The following is an 18949-nucleotide window of genomic DNA, read 5'->3' as shown; positions in this document are numbered from 1 at the left end:
TCAGACTGGCCGGAGGGAGTGGTTTCGCCAGCGCTCACGAGATGTCCGGCTGGTCGCTGGACTGTTCAGCGGTGAGAGGGCGGGCGAGCAATTGCGCCACCACCTGATGCGGCGCTTCACCGTCCAAAATCGCGTTGACAGCGGTGACGATAGGCATCGCAATCCCGCGTTCCTGCGCCAATTGCGCGAGCACGGGCGCGGTGTGCGCACCCTCCGCCACCGTCGTGCGGTCGGCCATCAATTCAGCCGCTGTCTTGCCTTCGCCTAGTGCCTTGCCAAGCGAGAAATTGCGGCTGGAGGTGGATGAGCAGGTGAGCACCAGATCGCCCAATCCGCACAGCCCGCTCAGCGTCTCCGCCTGCGCACCCAGCGCCTCGCCAAAGCGCAGCATCTCGGCATAGCCGCGTGCGATCAGGGCGGCGCGAGCATTCTGGCCCAGCGCCAGCCCGTCGACCACGCCGCAAGCAATGGCGAGGACGTTCTTGATCGAACCGCCGATCTCCGCGCCGGTCACATCGTCGGAATAATAGGGGCGGAAAGCGGGCCGCGCGATGGCGGGAGAGAGCCGCTTCCACTGGTCGCGCCCGCCTTCGCAAGCGAGCGTCACTGCGGTGGGCAGGCCTCCTGCGACTTCATGCGCGAATGTCGGCCCGGAAAGGACTGCTATCGCCGAACCCGGCGAAGCATCGCGTGCAACGTCGTTCATCAGCCGACCAGTGCCAGCCTCGATCCCTTTGGAGCACAGGACCAGATCGCGCGGAGGCTTGGAAAGGCCGGACAGCACTTTGCCGAGGACCTGTGCGGGAGTGACGGCGAGAACCGTGTCGAGACCCGCAAATTCGCCTAGATCGCCGGTCGCGCGGATATTGCGGGCAAGCTCGGCGCTGGGCAGATATTGCGGATTGCGCTGCGTGCTGTTGATCGCCTCGACCACTTCGGGTTCGAACGCCCACAGGACCACTTCGCGCCCGTCGCTGGCGAGCATTTGCGCGAGCGCTGTGCCCCACGCACCTGCTCCGATAACGCCTACAGTTTCACTCATGCTTTCACTCCGGCGCCGCGCACGGCCTCTGCCTGCGGGTCCAGCGGCCAGCGGGGCCGCGCTTTGAAATCGAGCGGATCGCCCGCAAATTCCGGCTCCAGCGCCAGGCGCTCGCAGCCCGCCCATGCGATCATAGCGCCATTGTCGGTGCAAAGCGAAAGCGGCGGAGCGGTGAAGCGCATGTCGTGGCGTGCGGCCAGCGCTTCCAACGCGCCGCGCACTGTCTGGTTGGCAGCAACTCCGCCGGCGACAACGAGCGCGGGGAAGGGGCCGGCTTCTCGCAAAGCTTTCTCAAGCCGGTCGGTCAGGCAGTCGACGGCGGCCTGCTGGAAGCTCGCGGCAATGTCTTCGGGCTTGTGTTCGCCGCTTTCGTGCGCGCGCAGCACGGCGCTCTTGAGTCCGGCAAAGCTGAAATGCGGTTCCTTTGATCCTTTGAGCGGACGGGGGAGCGGGACGGCTTTGGCATCGCCCTCGCGCGCCAATTTCTCGACCGCAGGCCCGCCGGGATAGCCGAGGGCGAGGATCTTGGCGGTCTTGTCGAAAGCCTCACCCAGCGCATCGTCAATCGTGGTCGCAAGGCGGCGATATTCGCCGACGCCCTCGACCGCGAGGATCTGGCAATGGCCGCCCGACACAAGCAGCAACAGATAAGGAAAACCCAGAGCTTCGTCTGCAAGGCGCGGCGAGAGCGCGTGGCCCTCCAGGTGATTGACCGCGATCAGAGGCTTGTCCGCTGCCATTGCCAGCGCCTTGCCGCTGACGAGTCCCACCATCACCCCTCCGATCAGACCCGGTCCGGCAGTGGCAGCAATCGCGTCCACTTCGTCCAGCGCCATGCCCGCATCGCCCAGCACCGCTTCGATCATCGGAGCAAGCCGTTCTGCATGCGCGCGCGCGGCGATTTCGGGGACCACGCCGCCATAGGGCGCATGCTCGGCATCCTGACTCGCAATCCGCTCGGCCAGAATCCGCCGGTCCGCCGTCACCAGCGCCACGGCGGTTTCGTCGCAGCTGGATTCGATACCCAGAACAATTGTCGCGTCAGCTCCCATCGCGCTTCCATCTAGTGACTGTGGGAGTTAGAGCAAGCTCACCTATGAGTGATGCACCCTTGATACGGTTAGGAACGCGCAATTCTCCGCTGGCGATGGCGCAGGCGGTGGAGGCGCGGCGGCGGCTATGCGATGCGCATGGCTGGGCCGAGAAGCAGGTCGAATTGGTGCCTGTTGTCGCGAGCGGCGACAAGGTGCTCGACCGGCCTCTTGCGGAGATTGGCGGGAAGGCTTTGTGGACCAAGGAATTGGACGCGTGGCTCGCCGAAGGGCGCATCGACGCGTCGGTGCATTCGGCCAAAGACGTCGAGACATTGCGGCCGGACGCCTTCAGATTTGCCGCCATGCTCCCGCGCGCAGATCGCCGCGATGCGCTGGTAGGGGCGGACAGTATCTCTGCGATCCCGCACGGCGCTGTTGTCGGCACATCGGCGCCGCGCAGGGCGTCGCAGCTGCTCAATCTGCGGCCTGACTGCAAAGTCGTGACCTTCAGAGGCAATGTTGCAACGCGGCTCGGCAAGCTGGAGGCGGGTGAGGCGGATGTGACCTTCCTTGCCGCTGCAGGGCTTGAGCGGTTGGGGCAGAGCGATGTGGGTGCTCCTTTGGCTTCAGATGATTGGATACCGGCAGCAGGGCAGGGCGTGATCGTGCTCGAATGCCGCGCTAATGACGAAGCGGCCAAGGCAGCGCTTGGCGCGCTCGATGACGAGCAAACCCGCGCCGAGCTGGAGGCCGAGCGCGCTCTGCTCGCGAAGCTTGGCGGAACATGCCATTCGCCGGTTGCGGTTTTGTGCGAACCGGCAGGCGACGGACTGGCGATGCGCGCTGCCCTGTTCAGCCCGGACGGCACAGAGCGGATCGAGGGTGAAGCAAGCTTTGCGATTGGCGACCACGCTCCGGTCGAGGCGCTCGCGGCAGACCTGCTCGAGCGCGCAACACCCGGCATCGCTCCGCATTTCGGGCAGGCATGAAGGCGACGATCCTCGTCGTGCGCCCTGAACCGGGCCTCGCCGCAACGATGGCGGCGGCCAAGGCGATGGACCTCAACGCGCTGGGCTACCCACTTTTCGACATCGAGCCGCGCGAATGGTCGGCACCCGATGCCGACGAAGTGGACGCCCTGTTGATCGGCAGCGCCAATGCGATCCGGCACGGCGGCGCGGCTTTGGAACCGCTTAAGAGCAAGCCCGTCCACGCAGTCGGACAAGCGACCGCCGACGCAGCGCGAGAAGCGGGCTTCGAGGTCGCATCTGTCGGCATTGGCGGATTGCAGATGGTGCTCGACGCCATCCCTGCGCCCGCGCGCCTCTTACGCATCGCCGGAGCCGATCACGTCCCGCTCACCGCGCCCGCTGGCGTTACGATCACCACGCAGATCGCTTATGAAGCGGTGGCATTGGAGCTCCCCGAACCTTTGCGAGCGCTGCAGGAATTGAACCTGATCGTGCTGCTCCATTCGGCGGCAGCTGCGGAGCAATTTGCGCGGGAAAGCAGGCGCTTGGCGCTTGACCGCTCGCGCATTTCACTCGCTACAATTGGCCCGAGAGTGGCCGAAGCCGCCGGAACCGGCTGGCGCGCTATCCACGTCTGCGAAGCGCCCAGCGACCGCGCATTGTTGGAAATGACCCGCGACCTGTGCATATAGGGGCACATGCGAAGGCGCGCGGGTAACAATTCGCCGCCCCATTAAAAGATAACGTCGCAACGAACGGAACCGTGATGGAATCGAAATTTGGCAGCCGCAGAAAGCCGACCTCTATGCGTCGTTTCATGCTGGCTGCGCTTGCTGCATTTGTCGCTGGCGGAGCGCTGGTAGGCTATGTGGTCTATTACAATCTGAACGATGACGAGGCCCAGATCGCAGCGGCAGACACGCCGCCTGCGCTGCCCGATGCGCCCGCGATTGAAGGCGATGGGGCCGGCGAGCCTGCTGAAGTCACTGCCTCTCCCAGCCCACTCGCCGATGCGGTAGCTGCACTCGAAGAAGGTGATGCTGAGGAAGCTGCGGAGGCGGTGCGCAATGTCGCCGAACAGCAGGGCGGTTTGGACCAGCGCCTTGCCGCCGCTGAACAGCGTCTGGCGCGGCTCGATCTGCAAGCACAGGCAGCGGCAGGCAATGCGGCGCGCGCCGAAGGTCTGCTGATCGCCTTTGCGACCCGCCGCGCGGTCGAACGAGGGGCGGAGCTCGGCTATCTGGCGGACCAGCTGCGTCTGCGTTTCTCCGATCAATGGCCCAATGCGGTCAACACGATCATCAATTTTTCGCGCAATCCGATCCGGATCGACAACCTCACCGCGCGGCTTGACGGGCTTGGCCCACAATTGGTCGAGCGTGACGAGGGTTTGAGCTGGGCGCGGGTTCGCCGCGAGATCGGCGATCTGTTCGTGATCCGCCGCGAAAGCACCCCTTCGCCTCAGCCTGAACGCCGTCTCGAACGTGCGCGCATCGCGCTCGAACAGGGGCGTTTCCAGAACGCGATTGACGAGATTGCCGGAATGCCGGGCGCGGATCAGGCGCAAAGCTGGATCACCGATGCGGAGCGCTATCGTGACGCGATGCTGGCGCTGGAAGTGATCGAAACCGCCGCCGTGCTTGACCAATCAGGCCTGCGCGACGGCGCGGGCAATGTGGTCAATCAGCCAAGCCCGCTCGACGGCGGGAACGAATAGGCCCTGTCGTTTAGGCCTTTAGCAGCTCGGGCAAAGCGCCCGAGACACCGCGCGCTTCGTCCATAAAGAACGTCTTGAGCATCGGGGTGCGCTGCACGGCTGACATGCCGAGCCTCCGCACTGCGCTCGCCGTTTTGCCCGGCACGCCGAACAGCCGCGTCAGGCCATCGGTGGCGAGGCTGACCATGAACGAATCCAGCCCGCGCCAGTTCTCGTAACGCTTGAGCAATTGCGCATCGCCCGGATCAAGCCCGATCCGTGCACCATCCGCGAGCACTTCAACCAGCGCACCGACATCGCGCAGTCCCAGATTGAGGCCTTGACCAGCAATCGGATGAATGCCGTGCGCCGCATCACCCACCAAAGCGAGCCGCGTATCGGTGATCTTGGCGGTGTGGTGGAAACCCAGCGGCCAGCTTGAGCGCGCGCCTACATTGGTCACTTCGCCCAGAATATCGCCCATGCGCTTTTGCACTTCGGCGAGGAAGGCGCGGTCGCCCAGCTTGGTCACTGCGCGCCCGTCCTCTTCGGATACGGTCCAGACCAGCGAGGAGCGATGCGTGCCGTTGGCGTCGTCCTTCATTGGCAGCAGAGCAAAGGGGCCTGCGGGGTAGAATATCTCCCACGCGACATTGCCGTGCGGCTTGGAATGGGTCAGGCCCGCGATCACCGCGCGGTGCTTGTAATCCCAATGCGCGAGGGTGAAGCCCGCTTCCTCGCGTGTCGGCGAGCCGCGTCCTTCGGCAGCGACCATCAACCGGCCTTTGAGCACCCGCCCGTCAGCCAGCGTGGCACTAGTGCCGAACTCGTCGCGCGCTCGCTCGAGAATCTCGGCCTGCGAGGCCCAATGGATCAGTGGCTCACCCGCCGCCGCTTCGAACATGGCAAGGCGCAAGCGGCGATTAGGGAACATCCGGCCCAAAGTCCCTTCGTGCGGCTCGGGCGTAAAGTCGAGCCTGCCGGGCTTGTTCTGGTCGGTCACCGCAATGCTGGCGATGTCGCAGGCAAACTCCTCCAGCCCCTCGGCAATTCCGATATTGCGGAACAGGTGCCAGCTCGCGGTCGAGATCGCGGTGGCCCGGTCATCGAAGCCTTCCTTGGTCAGCTCTGCCGGATCGGCGCGGTCGATCACATGGCTGGTAAGGCCCTGCTTCGCCGCCGCCAAGGCCAGCGCCATGCCCACCAGACCGCCGCCCAGAATTAGCAGGTCACGCGTTTCAGTTTCTGCCGGATTGCTCATGCGATTGGCTGTAACCCTTCAAGAGTGTCTTTGCGAATGCCCATGTGGCCCGCTAGGGCGTCAGCCTTACTGTGTTGGGCCGATAAGAGGCAAGCCGGACGATATGGACTTTGCTGCATCACGGATTGCATTGCCCGCATGGGTGAGGGCGCTTGTGCTGGCGTTCGCAGTGCTGCTGTGGGCCGGTGCAGGCGGCGCAGCCTATGCGCAGGAACGCCCGGCAGAGCCGCGCTATGGCGATGACAATATCGCTGCCGAGCTGCTTGCCGACGGAATGCCGCGCGCAGGCGAGGAATGGATGCTCGCGCTGCGCTTCACCCCCAGCGCGCCCGAGTGGCACGGATATTGGTCCAATCCCGGCGATGCGGGGCTGGGCATGGTGGTCACGCTCGACCTTCCCGAGGGTTGGGAAGCAGGCGAACACCTTTATCCGGTGCCCAAGACGCTGCTGACTTCGGGCCTGATGAACCATATTTACGAAGGGCAGTATTCAGTCCTGATACCCGTGCGCGTGCCCGAAAGTGCCGTGATCGAAGGACTGCCTGAAATCACCGGATACGCCGAATATCTCGCCTGCACCGACCGGATTTGCGTGCCGCAGGATGCTTTGCTGAGCGCAGGGCAGGGCGGCGATTTCGCGCGCTGGCGGGCAGAGATTGCGCCGCTGCTCGATGCGCAGGGGAGCTTTGAAGTTGCGGGCGGGCAATTGCGGGTTGCGATCCCCCTGCCAGCCAGCGTGGCGCTTATCGAACCGCATCTCTTCATCGAGAACACGCGTTTGGTGGCCTATGCTGAAGTCCAGACTTTTCGGCGCGATGGCGATATGCTGGTCGCCCAAATCCCACTCGATGAATTCGGCACGGGCGAAGCGGAGGCCGTTTCTGGTATCCTCGCTTTCGGAGACGGCAGTGGTGTCCGTTTCCAAGCCACTGCGGGAGAAGTGCCAACCGGCGGCGAGTTGATCGCTGGGCCGGTCAGCATGGCCAACACCCCGCCGCTCTGGACGCTGATCCTCGGAGCGTTGGTGGGCGGGTTGATCCTCAACATCATGCCCTGCGTCTTCCCGATCCTGAGCCTCAAAGCGCTCAGCCTTGCGCGGGCTGGCGGGAGCGAGGCCGAAGCGCGTTCAGAGGGGCTTGCCTACACAGCTGGCGTGGTGCTCGCTTGCGTGGCGCTGGGCGGGATCATGCTCGCTTTGCGCGCTGCGGGGGAACAGGTGGGCTGGGCGTTCCAGCTGCAAGAGCCTTCGGTGGTGATCGCGCTGCTGGTGCTGGCGACCATCATCACCCTGAACTTCGCTGGGATATTTGAACTGCCGAGCGTCGATACCGGCAAGGGCGCGGGAAGGGGAGCCTTTGCGACCGGCCTGCTGGCGGCGGTCGCGGCGACTCCCTGCACCGGACCTTTCATGGCCGCCGCATTGGGAGCCGCGCTGTTGCTGCCCACACCGCTCGCGCTGCTGCTGTTCGCGACCCTCGGGCTGGGGCTCGCGCTGCCATTCCTCTTGATAGGCTTCGTGCCAGCATTGCGCCGGATGCTGCCCAAACCCGGCGCGTGGATGGACACGTTCCGCAGGATCATGGCGATCCCGATGGGCCTGACTGCACTCGCGCTGATCTGGCTCACCGTGCAGCTGGGCGGTCGCGGGTTCGCGCTGTTCGCGTTGGTGATGCTGTTCGGGATCGTGCTGGCGCTGTTCGTGGTTGGCAAACTGCAAAAGGCGGGCAAGATGGCGTGGCCCGCCTTCGGTCTGGTCGCCGCGCCGTTCCTGATCTTCGGAGCCTTCGCGCTGCCCTATGGCTACGAAGCAGGCGGCGGGCGCGCGGCGCAGGAAAGCGTGCTGGAGCCGCGCATATTCTCGCGCGATGCTCTGGCCGAAGCCCGCGCTTCCGGCCAGCCCGTGTTCCTCTGGTTCACCGCCGATTGGTGCGTCACCTGCAAGGTCAATGAAAGCGTCGCGATCGAGCGCGAGGCGACACGCGAGGCTTTCGAGCAAGCCGGCGTGATCGCGATGGTCGGCGACTGGACGGTGCGCGATGAAGAAATCACGCAGTTCCTCACCGACCAAGGCGCAGCGGGCGTGCCGCTCTATCTGTGGTATGAACCGGGTGCCGATGCCGAGCAGCTGCCGCAGGTGCTCACGCCCGACATGCTGACGGAGCGGGCGTTACGGGATCGGTGAGACTTCGGGAGCAGCAACGGCTTCAACGCCGCGACATTCGCTCACCAATGCGGCCGGCGCTTCGCTCGGATTTAACGTCACCATGCCTGCGCCGGGCACGGTCAGCGTCACCTGACGCGGGCCAGCCAGCGGCTCCCACGCAAGGTCCGAAGCCAGCAATTCTCCGCGCCAGACGATGCGCCCGCCGACTTCCTCGGCATCCACTTCCAGCCGCCCGATATGGCCATTGCCGACCAACGCCAGCAACGCCTCTGCATCCTCGTCCGCCGGGCTGAGCCGCGTGAGCTGGAGGCTGGGCGCAGCGCTGCCTGCATCAAGGCACTCCAGCGCCACCAGCGCAGGCTGCTCGGGAATGCCATAAAGCAGCCGCGCATCATTCTGCGGCGAAGGCGCCCACATCGCGCCCTCGGTTTCAGGCGAGGGGAGCGGTTCAGACGCAAAGGTCGGCGCAGCCTCAGGCATACCGCGCGCCATATCCGCGTCGGTAGGAGGCGGCTTGCAGGCGGCGAGGGGGACGAACGCTGCAAGCGCGATGGTGAGGCCTAATCTACTCACTTCTTACCGCCCCATTTGCGCTGCGTCTTCCCGTACCGCGTCTTCCTCGTCCCCGGCTTGCCTTCGTTTGAGCGGCCCACGCGGGGGGCTTTGTGCTCGCTGCCGGGCAGGCCGAGTTCGTCATTCTCCAGCCGCCGGATTTCGTCGCGCAGACGGCCGGCTTCTTCGAATTCGAGATCGGCGGCGGCGTCGCGCATGCGTTTTTCGAGGTCTTCGATATAGGCGCGCAGATTGTGGCCGACGAGGTTGTTGACCTCATCCTCAATCTCGACCGTGACGCTGTCTTTCGAAGCGGTGTGGGCGACGATGTCGGCAATGTCGCGCTTGATCGTTTGAGGGGTGATGCCGTGCTCTTCGTTATAGGCGCGCTGTTTCTCGCGGCGGCGGTCGGTTTCGGCCATCGCGCGCTCCATGCTGCCGGTTATGCGGTCGGCATAGAGGATCACGCGGCCATCGACATTGCGCGCCGCGCGGCCGATCGTTTGCACCAGTGATGTCTCGGAGCGCAGGAAGCCTTCCTTGTCCGCATCCAGAATGCACACCAGCCCGCATTCGGGAATGTCGAGCCCTTCGCGCAGCAGGTTGATCCCCACCAGCACGTCATAGACGCCCATGCGCAAATCGCGGATCAGCTCGATGCGCTCCAGCGTCTCGACATCGGAGTGCATGTAGCGAACACGCACGCCTGCCTCGTGCATGAATTCGGTGAGGTCTTCGGCCATGCGCTTGGTCAATGTGGTGACGAGCGTTCGGTAGCCCTTCTTGGCGGTCGCAAGGCATTGCTGGATGCAGTCCTGCACCTGATCCTCGACCGGGCGGATTTCGACAGGAGGGTCGATCAGGCCCGTGGGGCGAATGACCTGCTCGGCAAAGACGCCGCCGGTCTGCTCCATCTCCCACGAACCGGGCGTGGCCGAGACGCAGAAGGTCTGCGGGCGCATCGCGTCCCATTCGTTGAAGCGCAGCGGGCGGTTGTCGATGCAAGACGGCAGGCGGAAGCCGTATTCGGCGAGCGTGATCTTGCGGCGGTGATCGCCCTTCGACATCGCGCCGATCTGCGGCACGGTCTGGTGGCTCTCATCGACGAAGAGCAGCGCGTTTTCGGGCAGATATTCGAACAGGGTGGGCGGCGGCTCGCCCGGCAGGCGTCCAGAGAGGAAGCGCGAATAATTCTCGATCCCCGCGCAGGAGCCGGTCGCCGCGATCATCTCCAGATCGAAATTGGTGCGCTGTTCAAGGCGCTGGTGTTCTAGCAGCTTGCCCTCTTCCTCCAGCTCCTTGAGCCTGTGGCCCAGCTCGAACTTGATCGCCTCCGTCGCCTGTTTCATTGTCGGCCCCGGCGTGACGTAGTGCGAATTGGCATAGACGCGCACCGTCTCCAGCTCCGCGCCGGTCTTGCCTGTCAGCGGGTCAAACTCGGCAATCTTCTCGATATCATCGCCGAAGAAGCTGACGCGCCATGCCATGTCCTCATAGTGCGAGGGGAAGATCTCCAGACTGTCCCCCCGCACCCGGAAGCATCCGCGCGCAAAGGCGGTGTCGTTGCGCTTATATTGCAGCGCGACGAGTTTGCGGATCAGCTCGCGCTGGTCGATCACATCGTCTTTCTTGATGTCAAAGATCATCGCCGAATAGGTCTCGACCGATCCGATACCGTAGAGGCAGGATACCGAGGCGACGATAATCACATCATCGCGTTCGAGCAGCGCGCGGGTGGCCGAATGGCGCATCCGGTCGATCGCCTCGTTCACGCTCGATTCTTTCTCGATATAAGTGTCGGAGCGCGGGACGTAGGCTTCGGGCTGGTAATAGTCGTAATAGCTGACGAAATACTCGACCGCGTTGTTCGGGAAGAAGCTCTTGAACTCGCCATAGAGCTGGGCTGCGAGGATCTTGTTGGGGGCGAGCACCAGAGCGGGGCGCTGCACCTTCTCGATCACCTTGGCCATGGTGAAGGTCTTGCCCGATCCGGTGACGCCCAGCAGCGTCTGGGTCTTGTCGCCATCCTCTACGCCAGCGACCAATTCAGCAATCGCCGTGGGCTGATCGCCAGCGGGTTCGTAGTCAGAGACAAGTTCGAACCTCTTGCCCGGCATCGACTTTTCGGGCCGCTCGGGGCGGTGGGGGGTAAACTCCTCACCGGTTTCAGGTTCGGCAAGGCCTCTGCGGATCACGAGTTCGGACATGTGAACAGATATGGTACAAAGATTGCCGGTTGTGAAGCACCCTCCACCCGTTTAGCTTCAACTCATATCGACGGAGGAGCTCTCAATGAAATTTTCGAAATTTACCGGCGCGATGGCGCTTGCATCTGCCATCGCACTTTCGGCTTGCGGCAGCGTAGGCGGTGCGGTGGACGCCGACGCGGACGGTGACGGCGAAGTCACCTCTGAGGAAATGGTCGCCGCGGCCGATCAGGTCAGCGACCAGATGAAGCCGTTGCCAGGCCAGTACCGCGCCTCGGTCGAATTCGTCAGCGCCGACATTCCGGGCGCTCCGCCAGAAATGGTCGAGATGATGAGCGGCATGATGAGCCAGAGCCACGAATTTTGCATGACGCAGGAAATGGCCGAAGACGGCTTTGCCGAAGCCATGCAGGAAGGGCGCCGCGACGACAATTGCACCGTCAGCCGCATGACCATCGATGGCGGCCAGATGGATATGGCGATGACCTGCAACGATCCCGATGCCGGTGAAATCAGCATTGCCATGAACGGCAGCGTTTCCCCCACATCTTCGGACATTAACATGGTCACCGAAGGGACCTTCGGCCCGCTCGGCGAAGGCCGGATGGAGATGAATGTAAAGCAAGAACGGATCGGCGATTGCGCCGCAGACGGCGAAGGCTAGGCCGGTTAATCACCACCCTGAGTAAGGGGCGGGGGAGGGCGCGGCCTTCTCCCGCCCTTTTTGTGCCCGCTTTAAAGCCAGAATAGCTGCGCGCGAAACTGCGTAAGAAATTCTGCGGACCAGACGTTGCAGAAATTGCGCCATATCCAGCAGCCACTTTGCGAGTCGAAAGGCAGCGCGCGCCAAAAAGCGCCGAGTCGACACAAGTCACTATGCCTAACACGGGCTAAACAGCGCTGATTTGTAAAGTTAATCATTCGATTTGGAGGGGCTTTTTGCTTAGATTCGCGGGGGTTTCAGCGGCAAACGCGAATCATTGCTCCGTATCGGGTTAGGTCCGCCGTGCTAATTTGTATCTTGGCGCTCACCACCCTGAGCATGACACGCAAATCCTCTCTCCACTTCGTCGACTCTAACAGTCGCCACCGCGCTGAATTGGCTAGGGTCGGGTTCACGCTCGGCCACCATTCAGAAGTGTATGGCGACCTTTCAGAGCTCTCTGTCCACCCGCCGCGCGAAGGCATCATTATTGCCCGCGATACCGCCCAGGAAGGCGGGGTCTCGATGATCCTCGAACGATTGAGCAAGTTGGGGATTTGGTTGCCTTTGATCGCGATCAACACCGATCCGCGTCCCGGCCGCATCGTCGAAGCGATCAAGGCAGGAGCACTCGATTACCTCTCGCTGCCGCTCGATACCGAACGGTTCGAACGCTGCCTCAACCGGATCGAGAAAGAGGCCGAAGTGTTCGGCGCTGCTCGCCGCCGGATGATCGAGGCACGCGACCGGATATCCAGTCTTTCAGCCCGCGAACGCGAAGTGCTCGAATGGCTGTCCGAAGGCAGCAGCAACAAGGTCATCGCCCGCGAACTCGATATCAGCCCGCGCACGGTCGAAATCCACCGCGCCAATATGATGCACAAGCTGGGCGCGCGCCACGCCGCCGAAGCGGTGCGGTTGAAACTCGAAGCAAAGCTTGAGCCCAAGATCGAGATCTAGGCTGCGCTTGAGCGCCTTGCCCACAGAAATCGGGCATAGGGATAGCCCCGTTCTCGGTGGGCGACCCTAACTCACCCCGGTGCCCGCACGGCCCTGACATTCCCTGATGTCGGGGCCGTAAAGTATCTGGCGTAGATTTCCGCTCGATTACCGGAGCGCTTGGATTGGCAGCCGGTGACTAGCGGCAGAAGCTCGTATCGCCGGCAGTGCCTTCCAGATGGAAGTGATCCTCATGCGCGCGGTTGTATTCCGGGCCGAGCACAGTGCCAAAACGCTTGCAGGCGCTGCGATGGACGACGCGCAGGAACTCGCGCTCCGCCGCGCTGCCGCCATTCCAGTCACCCGTCAGCGTGATCCGGCGGCCATCCTCGAGCACAAAGCCCGACACATCGATGGCTTCTGCGCTGGCATGGGCAGAGCGGCGGCTCGAACCTGCGACGTTGCGGCAGGCATAACTGCCCATAGTCTCGATCCGGGCGAGCGGACTGCCAAGGATTTCACGCGCAGCGCGATCAACGCCAAAGCGCGCCCATTCGGAGAATGTGCTGGCCACGCGGCATTGCACCGGGCCGATATTGCTGACCCCGAATTGCGAGCGGTCGCCCGCCAGCGCGGCCAGTTGCACCGTGCCAAGCCGGTTGCATCCGGGCGCTGCGTAAGTGTCAGGCAGGGCCTCGAACCGTGCGCCGGTTGACGACAGATCAGTTAGGCAGGCGGCATCCTCAGGCCGTGACATCAGTCGCTGCGGCGCGTTGGCAAGGCGGCGCGGCTGTGTGCGGGCCGGGGCTGGCCGGCTTGCGGGCTGGCTGGCGGAACTGGTCCGCGCAGAGCCGGCCGACGACGCTTCGCCGCTGCCTGCAGGGATCAGTGATCCGCAGCCGGAAAGCGCGAGCGCAGCGGCCATCGGCGCCAGAATTCGGAGAGTTCCCAAGTGCTTCATACTTAGGGATATCTACGATGGATTGGTTAATGCGGGGGGAAGGGTTAGCGTTAACCAAATCCTACTTCGCGTCTAGGTGAAGCCTCGTAAAGGGGCCTAGGGCAGTTCCTCGGCGACCTGTTCCCACAGCTCGATCTTCACGCCATTGGGGTCGAGGATCCATGCAAATTTGCCATAACCTTCATCCGCGGTGTCGAGCACGTCGACATCGCGCGATTTCAACACTTCGACAAATCCGTCGAGGTCGGCAACGCGCAGGTTGATCATGAAGCCTGCCGTTCCGGGCTTCATATAGGCATCATCCTTGAAGTGGCTGATGAGCGAATAGGGGTTCTTCTTAGGTTCGTCGGCCCATGCGAATTGCGGTCCGTATTCGCCGTCCACGCCCAGCTTTTCGCGATACCATGCACGGGTCGCCTCAGGGTCTGCAGCGACGTAGAAGACGCCTCCCAATCCGGTGACGCGCGGTCCAGAGTTCTCGCTCATTCCTCAATCTCCCTCTTGCGAGGCGCAGCATGACGCAAGGCCCGCGAGTAGGAAAGATCAAAAACGCGTCGTGAAGCGGATAACGCTGTCGGGTAGCGCGTCGAGCAGCGCGATCTCGACAAGCTTGTCAAAACCGGTGAGCACCATCAGTCCGACCAATAGGAGCGCTCCGCCAAACAGCGGCTTTCCGTATTTCGCCACCAAGTTGAGGGTCTTGCGCCGCTCGCCCAGCGCCTTGCGCGAACCATAGGCGAAGGCGAGCACGCTGGTCGCCACGCCAAGGCCGAAGATCAGGAAGATGAGGAAGCTCGAGGCAAGGTTCTCACCCTGACTGGTCGCAGCAATCGCAACGCCCAAAGTCGGCCCGACACACGGAGCCCAGACCACGCCGAGCAGCAGGCCCACCGCGAACTGTCCGTGCCAGCCTTCGCCGCTTAGCCCCGCCAGCCGCCGATTGCCAAAGTTCGCAACCGGAGCCGCCGCAGCGCTGAGCGCGACTTGCGCTTGCGGGACCAGCAGAACCACGCCTGCCATCGCAAGCAGACCTCCGGCCATTAGCCGCACAAACTGTTCATTGATGCCCAGCGAATAGCCAAAGGCGATCACGGTGAACCCGAAAAGGGTGAAGCTCGTCACCAACCCGCCTGCGAGCGCGAGCGGGCCAAAGCGGCTCTTGCCCAGCGCCGATGCGACCAGGATCGGCACCAGCGGCAACACGCAGGGGTTGAGGATCGTCACCAGTCCGGCGACGAAGGATAGAAAGCCGCTTGCCAGCATGACCGGTTAGAGCGCGTCCAGCACCAGACGGCGAAGGCGCGTGCGGTCGGTTTCGGCGATCGAGCGCGCACTTTCTTCCATCCCGTTGAACACCAGGATTGTCGATTGGCGGGGGATGCGGTGGGCGCGCAGGAAGTCCTTCTCTTGGTCAAAGTTGACCTTCACAAACAGCACATCAGCGCTCGCGTGCTCCTGCCGCAACTCGTCCATGATCGGAGCCTGCGCGCGGCAGGTTGGGCACCAATTGGCATAGACATCGACCACGATGGTCTTGCCCTTCTTCTGCGCCATCATGAACTCCGCCTCGTCATAGGTCTGCCAACCGGCGGTGGAGACCTGCGCGTTCAATTGCATGACACCGACGACCAGCGCGCCGATGACGGTGAGAAGGAGGAAGAGGCGGGTCATGTGCGATGGGCTCCAATAAGGGGACCAGCAAAAGGGCCGGTCATTCATTCCCTTATTCGCGGCGCACACACTCGCGGTTACAGCTGCTGGCCGCATTCTGTTGCCTGCCGGAGAGAGCCCTAGGCTGTGCGGTTTTCGCCCCCTCTTCCTGCGCCAGCCTTGCTCACCGCGACAATTGCGATCCATGCCGCGATGAAGCCCGGCACGATCTCGTACAGCCCTTCGCCGCCAAGCATGCTCGCATTGAGGCCGAGCGCGATCCAGCCGCCGGTCACCACTGCGCCAGTCACCAGACCCGCGACCGCACCTGCACCGGTGATCCCGCGCCATGTCAGCGCCAGGATGATGAGCGGGCCGAATGCCGCTCCGAACCCTGCCCAGGCGTTCGCCACCAGCCCCAGCACCTGACTGTCCGGATTGCTCGCCATCACGATCGCCGCAACCGCGACCAGCGCGACGCAGATCCGCCCGACATTCACCGCCTCGCGTTCAGAGCATTGTTTGCGCAGGAACAAGCGGTAGAAATCCTCGGTCAGCGAGCTGGACGCGACCAGCAATTGCGAAGAGATCGTGCTCATAATAGCCGCCAGCAGCGCTGCGAACAGGAAGCCGGTGACAAGCGGGTGGAACAGCAATTCGGCCAGGATGATGAAGATCGTCTCCGCATCCTCGACCACGATCCCGTTTGCCTCGGCATAGCCGCGCCCGGCGATCCCCATCGCCACAGCTCCGATCAGCGAGATACCCATCCAGCTGAGGCCATAGGTGCGTGCGCGCGCGACCTTCTCGACCGTGTCGATCGCCATGAAGCGCACGATGATATGCGGCTGCCCGAAATAGCCGAGCCCCCATGTCACTGCGCTGATGAAGCCCAGCAGCGTGACCCCTTCGGTCAGGCTGAGGAACCCCTCCACCGGCACGGTGGAGAGCGACGCGCCGCCATCCCCGCCGCTGCCGAACAGCACCACCAGCGGCATGATGACAAGCGCCAGCATCATGATGATGCCTTGGACAAAGTCGGTCAGGCTGACCGCCAGAAACCCGCCCACCATCGTATAGGCCAGCACGATCCCGGCGGTGATGAGGATGCCTAGCATGTAGTCCGACAGCCCCGTATCGGGCAGCGCTCCGGCAAAGGCGGTTTCGAACAGCTTGCCTCCGCCAACCAGCCCTGCGGCGGTGTAGACCGCGAAGAAGGCCACGATCACAATCGCGCTGATGACCCGCAGATTGGTGCCTTGGCCAGGGAAGCGGTTGGCGAGGAACTGCGGGATGGTGAGTGCATTGCCGTAGCTCTCGGTCTGTTCGCGCAGCCGAGGCGCAACCACGATCCAGTTGACCACGGCACCGGCGAACAGCCCGATCCCGATCCACGCTGCGCTCAAGCCAGTCAGGTAGAGCGCGCCGGGTAGGCCGAGCAGCAGCCACCCCGACATGTCGCTCGCCCCGGCAGAGAGCGCCGCGACCGAAGGCGGCAGATTGCGTCCGGCGAGCAGGTAACCCGCGGAGTCCGAGGTCGATTTGCGCCATGCGTAAAGCCCGATGGCGATCATGGCGATGAAGTAGAGGGCGAGGCTGGCAAGTGTGGCTGTGTTCATGAGTCGAGCCGACTATCAGGCCCGGCCCCGCATGGCCACCATGACACCCTTCGGCCCCGAGACATGGACCGCACAAGTGGGGTCTTTGAAAAACTCTCCTCCCCTCGCAATCGCGCAGAATTCCGCCATCGCGAGAGGGTGAAGCCGGTGACGGGTGTAACCTTTCAACTTTGCCCGCCTGACCCAGCGGATCGCGCTGCAAGAAGTGCGCGCACGCGGGCCGAAAGACGCGAAGGTGAAAGCGAGGCGGTGCCATGCACTAAGGCCTAGCGCGGGAGGGCGCTGTAGGAAAATGCGCTCGGCCCGTCACCTCGCTGTCCTCGCACCCGGGTTACGCGGGCATTTCGAGCCAGTAGAATTCGAACCTGTCGACCGACGATCCGAAATATTGCCGGTGGTCCAGATATTCCTGCGACTGCTGGACCTTCGCAAACCCGTCAACATCACTCCATTCAACGAACGTGATCTGTCCCGGAGCGCCGGGCGGTGAGTTATGAGCCTCCATCGATGGCGCGCGCATCTTGTACACGAACCGTCCGCCAGCAGCCCGCACCGCTGGTTCGATGCCGTCGAGATAGCGGTCGTAATCCGCTGAATTCTCAGCATCGAGCCACGCGACCACGACGGTGTAATGCTTGTCCGAGCGGAACTGGAGAGAGATGTCCTCCTCCAGTTCCAGATTGTACAATCTCAGTTCGTCCCAGCCTTGTGGACGCATGGCTTCGATTTCGGGCAGATCAGGCCGGACCGAAAATTGGTCGAACGCTGCCTGGCTGGGCCATGAGAAGAAGATGAAGCCGCCCGGATCATATTCGCTGACAACCTTTTGGCGGACATTGAGCTGGCCAAGACGGCGGAAACCCAGCTCTTCTGCCGGTGGCACAGCAGTGCGATAATATTCGGCGCGGGCATCGGCGGCATCGGCGCGGGCCTCCGGTGCGATCAGCTGCAACACTTCGCCGCGCTTAAGTTCGACCGAAAAGCTGCGATGCGCGGGCGCTTCCTCGGCGTCTGAAGGTCCGGAGGCGGAGGCGTGGGCAAGACCTGTCGGTGCGAGCATCAGCGCAGTGATTGCCGCAAGTGTGATTGAGCGTTTGGGGGAGAAAAATTCGGGGTGGGGCATGGTAGTGATCCAGACATTCGGTTGATTTGCGCACCATGAACGCCCGCAATTCGAATGTATCGGCTAGAATTTGCCTATGAATGGTGCAAAAACGTTCCAATGGATGACGGGCAGCTGCACGATTGGGATGATTATCGCTTGATCCTGGCGCTGGCGCGTTCGGGAACATTGCGGACCGCTGCCGCTTCGCTTGGCCTGACCCATACAACCGTCTCGCGGCGTCTCGCGGCGATTGAGGCGCGGTGCGGAAAACTGTTCGAAAAGCAACCCGGCGGGTATCTGCCAACCGCGCTTGGCGAGGCGCTTATTGATGTTGCGCAGCGCATGGAGGAACTGGTGCTTGCCGGAGCGCGGCATCAGCGGGCAGCCGATACCGGCCTGTCGGGGGCGATCAATGTGTCCTTGCCGGAACCGATCGCACAATATCTTCTGACAGAAGACCTCTTTGAATTCGCCGCCGCGCATCCGGACATCGAATTGAAGATCGGAACCAGCATCCGGTTCGTCGATCTCGACCGGCTTGAAGCGGATGTGGTGATCAGGGGAGCGCAGGAGCCGCCCGGCCATCTGGTCGGCAGGCGCCTGTTCCCCACTTGTGTGACCTATTACGCCGATCGCGATTACCTTGCCTCAACCCGCCGTGAAGATCTGCGCTGGATTGCCCCTGCATCTGACGGGATGTGGCCCGATTGGCGTGAGAGATCGCCCTATCCCGATGCGCCCGTTTCGATCGTGATTGACGACATCATTGCCAGACACCGAGCTCTGGTAAAGGGCATGGGGTTGGGGCGCGGCGCCTGTTTCATGGCCGATCCCGAACCCGGCCTTGTTCGGCTAACCACAGCCGCCCCGGTTCCGCAGCAGGATCTGTGGGTGCTCACTCACCCGGACTTGCGGCACACGCCCCGCATCCGCGCCTTGATGGATTTCATCGTCGGCGCGATGGCGGATAAGCGCGATTTGGTGCTGGGGCGGCGGCCCGAAGCGGGTGAACTGAAATAGGGAGGCGGTGGCGCGGTTAAGCGCC

Annotated in this window: 18 protein-coding genes; 7 read left to right on the top strand and 11 right to left on the bottom strand. The window is 63.2% G+C overall.

The features are described from left to right. Positions 1-34: 34 nt before the first annotated feature. Together Q0887_RS07210 and tsaD are read right to left on the bottom strand one after the other, a co-directional pair. Entirely contained in the window at positions 35-1042 is a 1008-nt protein-coding gene (locus Q0887_RS07210; protein ID WP_299193552.1) for an NAD(P)H-dependent glycerol-3-phosphate dehydrogenase, read from the bottom strand. Further along, a complete protein-coding gene (gene tsaD, locus Q0887_RS07205) occupies positions 1039-2094 on the bottom strand; it encodes a tRNA (adenosine(37)-N6)-threonylcarbamoyltransferase complex transferase subunit TsaD (protein ID WP_299193550.1) in 1056 nt (351 codons plus the stop codon). The genes Q0887_RS07210 and tsaD overlap by 4 nt, the downstream gene beginning before the upstream one ends. Before the next feature lie 44 nt (positions 2095-2138). Between tsaD and hemC the strand changes: the two genes are divergently transcribed. From hemC to Q0887_RS07190, 3 genes are all read left to right on the top strand, one after another. Beyond that, positions 2139-3065, top strand: a complete 927-nt coding sequence (gene hemC, locus Q0887_RS07200; RefSeq protein WP_299193548.1) for a hydroxymethylbilane synthase — start codon at positions 2139-2141, stop codon at positions 3063-3065. Then, positions 3062-3739: a uroporphyrinogen-III synthase gene (locus tag Q0887_RS07195; protein WP_299193546.1), complete on the top strand. Its 678-nt coding sequence runs from the start codon at positions 3062-3064 to the stop codon at positions 3737-3739. Before hemC ends, Q0887_RS07195 begins: the two co-directional genes overlap by 4 nt. Before the next feature lie 74 nt (positions 3740-3813). After that, complete coding sequence (locus Q0887_RS07190) at positions 3814-4764, top strand: hypothetical protein (protein ID WP_299193544.1); 951 nt, start codon at positions 3814-3816, stop codon at positions 4762-4764. A 10-nt stretch (positions 4765-4774) separates the two neighbouring features. Here Q0887_RS07190 and Q0887_RS07185 read toward each other — a convergent pair whose 3' ends face one another. Beyond that, positions 4775-6004 carry an FAD-dependent monooxygenase gene (locus Q0887_RS07185; protein WP_299193543.1) on the bottom strand — a complete coding sequence of 410 codons (1230 nt, stop codon included), beginning with the start codon at positions 6002-6004 and terminating at the stop codon, positions 4775-4777. Positions 6005-6107: 103 nt separating this feature from the next. Between Q0887_RS07185 and Q0887_RS07180 the strand changes: the two genes are divergently transcribed. Further along, complete coding sequence (locus tag Q0887_RS07180) at positions 6108-8186, top strand: thioredoxin family protein (protein ID WP_299193540.1); 2079 nt, start codon at positions 6108-6110, stop codon at positions 8184-8186. Here Q0887_RS07180 and Q0887_RS07175 read toward each other — a convergent pair. Together Q0887_RS07175 and uvrB are read right to left on the bottom strand one after the other, a co-directional pair. After that, entirely contained in the window at positions 8172-8741 is a 570-nt protein-coding gene (locus Q0887_RS07175; protein ID WP_299193538.1) for a hypothetical protein, read from the bottom strand. The two genes, Q0887_RS07180 and Q0887_RS07175, sit on opposite strands and share 15 nt — an antisense overlap. After that, on the bottom strand, positions 8738-10927 hold the full coding sequence (gene uvrB / locus Q0887_RS07170; protein WP_299193536.1) for an excinuclease ABC subunit UvrB: 2190 nt from the start codon (positions 10925-10927) through the stop codon (positions 8738-8740). The genes Q0887_RS07175 and uvrB overlap by 4 nt, the downstream gene beginning before the upstream one ends. An 85-nt stretch (positions 10928-11012) precedes the next feature. Between uvrB and Q0887_RS07165 the strand changes: the two genes are divergently transcribed. Together Q0887_RS07165 and Q0887_RS07160 are read left to right on the top strand one after the other, a co-directional pair. Continuing rightward, positions 11013-11591: a DUF3617 domain-containing protein gene (locus tag Q0887_RS07165; RefSeq protein ID WP_299193535.1), complete on the top strand. Its 579-nt coding sequence runs from the start codon at positions 11013-11015 to the stop codon at positions 11589-11591. 378 nt (positions 11592-11969) lie between these two features. Further along, complete coding sequence (locus Q0887_RS07160) at positions 11970-12590, top strand: LuxR C-terminal-related transcriptional regulator (RefSeq protein WP_299193534.1); 621 nt, start codon at positions 11970-11972, stop codon at positions 12588-12590. A 178-nt stretch (positions 12591-12768) separates the two neighbouring features. Here the strand turns inward: Q0887_RS07160 and Q0887_RS07155 are convergent, their stop codons facing one another. The 6 genes from Q0887_RS07155 to Q0887_RS07130 all read right to left on the bottom strand — a co-directional run bounded on the left by Q0887_RS07155 (position 12769) and on the right by Q0887_RS07130 (position 17922). Then, positions 12769-13530, bottom strand: a complete 762-nt coding sequence (locus tag Q0887_RS07155) for an extensin family protein (protein WP_299193532.1) — start codon at positions 13528-13530, stop codon at positions 12769-12771. Positions 13531-13626: 96 nt separating this feature from the next. Further along, positions 13627-14016: a VOC family protein gene (locus Q0887_RS07150; RefSeq protein ID WP_299193530.1), complete on the bottom strand. Its 390-nt coding sequence runs from the start codon at positions 14014-14016 to the stop codon at positions 13627-13629. Positions 14017-14073: 57 nt separating this feature from the next. Continuing rightward, positions 14074-14793: a cytochrome c biogenesis CcdA family protein gene (locus Q0887_RS07145; RefSeq protein WP_299193528.1), complete on the bottom strand. Its 720-nt coding sequence runs from the start codon at positions 14791-14793 to the stop codon at positions 14074-14076. A gap of 6 nt (positions 14794-14799) precedes the next feature. Then, positions 14800-15201, bottom strand: a complete 402-nt coding sequence (locus Q0887_RS07140) for a thioredoxin family protein (RefSeq protein WP_299193526.1) — start codon at positions 15199-15201, stop codon at positions 14800-14802. 119 nt (positions 15202-15320) lie between these two features. Next, on the bottom strand, positions 15321-16799 hold the full coding sequence (gene putP, locus Q0887_RS07135; RefSeq protein WP_299193524.1) for a sodium/proline symporter PutP: 1479 nt from the start codon (positions 16797-16799) through the stop codon (positions 15321-15323). A 331-nt stretch (positions 16800-17130) separates the two neighbouring features. Continuing rightward, complete coding sequence (locus Q0887_RS07130; RefSeq protein ID WP_299193523.1) at positions 17131-17922, bottom strand: DUF1330 domain-containing protein; 792 nt, start codon at positions 17920-17922, stop codon at positions 17131-17133. A 99-nt stretch (positions 17923-18021) separates the two neighbouring features. Between Q0887_RS07130 and Q0887_RS07125 the strand changes: the two genes are divergently transcribed. Then, a complete protein-coding gene (locus Q0887_RS07125; protein ID WP_299193522.1) occupies positions 18022-18924 on the top strand; it encodes a LysR family transcriptional regulator in 903 nt (300 codons plus the stop codon). The last annotated feature ends 25 nt before the right edge of the window (positions 18925-18949 follow it).

The sequence above is a fragment of the uncultured Erythrobacter sp. genome, assembly GCF_947492365.1.
Lineage (GTDB): Bacteria > Pseudomonadota > Alphaproteobacteria > Sphingomonadales > Sphingomonadaceae > Erythrobacter.
The sequence above is the reverse complement of the archived record's forward strand: the minus strand, read 5'-3'. Positions and strand labels throughout refer to the sequence as shown.